The following is a 408-nucleotide window of genomic DNA, read 5'->3' on the forward strand; positions in this document are numbered from 1 at the left end:
GGATGTGAACGTTGCGGCCAACACCAGCCCGAACACCAATGCGGACCTGTACTTCGGGCAGTGGACCCCCATCACCGGCAATCGCCGCATCTATGTGGAGTACTACGCCCGCCTGCATCCGGACAGTATCCAGCCGACCGGTGGTTCCATCCGGGTGGGCTGGCAGACCACCAACGAAGCCAACGCGGAGAATTCTTGGCCCTTGCAGGCTTACGCACTGGCCTCGCTGCGCAAGGATGGCTGGACCAAGGTCAGCGGTTACCTGGACACCGCCGCGTCTGCGGCGAAGTGGCGGATGCTGGTCAGCATTCCGGGAGGAAGTGGTGCGCGCGAAGTGGGCGTGCGCGTGCAGGTGGACGACATCCGCATGATCGATGTCACCGACGCCTACGCCGCGCAGCAGAGCGC

The 408-nt window shown here is 64.5% G+C and carries 1 protein-coding gene; it reads left to right on the forward strand.

The features are described 5' to 3' along the window. Positions 1-408 (forward strand): hypothetical protein (locus GVJ63_RS22065; RefSeq protein WP_159227375.1); only part of this gene is annotated, 408 nt, incomplete at both ends.

Origin of the sequence: Pantoea sp. 18059 (assembly GCF_902706165.1) — a bacterium.
Taxonomy (GTDB): domain Bacteria; phylum Pseudomonadota; class Gammaproteobacteria; order Enterobacterales; family Enterobacteriaceae; genus Pantoea; species Pantoea agglomerans.